Source organism: Sphingobacterium sp. UBA5670 (assembly GCF_002420705.1).
Lineage (GTDB): Bacteria > Bacteroidota > Bacteroidia > Sphingobacteriales > Sphingobacteriaceae > Sphingobacterium.
In genome coordinates this window covers 188,661-190,321 of sequence record NZ_DIIM01000004.1, presented here as the reverse complement: position 1 = coordinate 190,321, position 1,661 = coordinate 188,661, and the positions used below count along the sequence as shown (strand labels likewise).

Here is a 1,661-nt window from a genome sequence, read left to right as displayed (position 1 = left end):
GCACTAAACAACAATTTATAAACAAATTTAAGCGATGAAGTACCTATTTTTAAACCTTGGAGGATCAGAAGTTTTGTTTCTGGTTTTAATGCCCCTGATCGTAATGATATATACCGTTTATCGGATTATTGTGAATACTGATCTTGAAGAAAAGAAAAAGATATTATGGATAATTATGATCATTCTCTTTAATATGATCGGCTGTCTTTTTTACTGGGTGATTGCATCGAATAAAAATAAAGCGTAAGCGTAGCAGACTTTCCTGCGGCCATTATGATCTTCATAAGAATAATTCTTTTGCGGTCAGGATTAGTTTTACTGAAAAGGGTATATGGTATAAACCCAAATCATTTACCAATGAAATTTGGTTTTATAATTTAATAAGAGATATTAATACCGAATTAGATTATACGATAAAATATTGGTTTCCTAGATACTTAAATCGTACTGATTACTCCTTTATTGAACATATACCTCACAAAATTAATAACGAGGCTATAGATGAATATTCTATTGGTTATGAAAGTTACTTAGAAAGGGCTTAAGGTGATTATATGAAAATGCCTTCTGAAGAATTTCAAGTTTTTCCCAATGTAGGTGTTTTTACACCATGGAATCATCCAGAGGCTCTAAATTGGATTAAACGAAAGAAATTCAATTAATAACGTATATTTCTGAACGAGTATACAAGTTAATTTGATTTTTTTCACCTTCAAATGTTTACGCCGTTAGGTGTTATGCTCATACTTAATTTTTAGATATTTTAAATGAAAAATGGCTTTTTCCTAGGTTTATATATATTTATATCTATTTTTATCCTTTCATCATGTAGCCCAAAATCTGGTGCACAGGATCTACTTGAAAAAGCAAAAGATTTGGCTGAAAATAGGCCTGATAGCGCTGTTCGATTCATAGATTCAATTTTGACGCCGTTAAACAGTTTGGACAAAGAACTGTATATGGAGTATCTGGTCACTAAGGTTCAGCTGTATTATAAAAACTCTAGGGATATAACCCAAGATACGCTAATTTTTGAGGCTAAGGACTATTTTGATGAAACTGGTCACAATAATAGTGACATGAATTTTCTTAGTCATTTTTATAGCGGGTGTTTACATCGTGAAAACAATCATTTTGATAAAGCCATTATCGAGTATAAATGTGCGTTGTCAATTGCGGAAAGGGAAAAAATGACCAGCCGTCAAGGTTTGGTTTTTTATAATATAGGCGATCTTTATTTTGAACGGCGATCTTATAGCAAAGCATTGCAATATTATCAATCTGCAATTATTAATTATCAAAGTGATCCAACAAGACAATTATTTTCTCTTCAGTCAGCAGGACAGGCCTGTTTACTGAAGGGCGAAATTGATAGTGCTTTTATGTATTTCGATAGCGCAATTGATCTCAGTAGAAGGTCCGGCGATAAAAGTGAAGAAGCTGGATGTTTGCAGAATAAAGCTGTAGCACTTTATGAACAAGGGAATTATAAGAGTGCAATACCGTTATTTCTGAGTGCAAAGAATATTGATCCCGAGCCAGAGGAGAATGTTAGATATAATCTTAATCTTGCACGTGCTTATAATTCTTTAGGTAAACAAGACTCAAGTGAGTTTTATACAAATGAACTCAAGTCTTCATTTAAAAAGATTGAAAATGTT

Annotated in this window: 3 protein-coding genes; all 3 read left to right on the top strand. The window is 32.5% G+C overall.

Features of this window, described 5'->3' with window-relative positions; genetic code table 11:
• Nucleotides 1-34: 34 nt before the first annotated feature.
• Nucleotides 35-247: a PLDc N-terminal domain-containing protein gene (locus B3C94_RS23520; RefSeq protein ID WP_414712637.1), complete on the top strand. Its 213-nt coding sequence runs from the start codon at nucleotides 35-37 to the stop codon at nucleotides 245-247.
• On the top strand, nucleotides 222-545 hold the full coding sequence (locus B3C94_RS23515) for a DUF4135 domain-containing protein (protein WP_414712636.1): 324 nt from the start codon (nucleotides 222-224) through the stop codon (nucleotides 543-545). Before B3C94_RS23520 ends, B3C94_RS23515 begins: the two co-directional genes overlap by 26 nt.
• Nucleotides 546-767: 222 nt before the next feature.
• A partial coding sequence (locus B3C94_RS05495; protein ID WP_293900234.1) for a tetratricopeptide repeat protein occupies nucleotides 768-1,661 on the top strand: 894 nt, incomplete at its 3' end.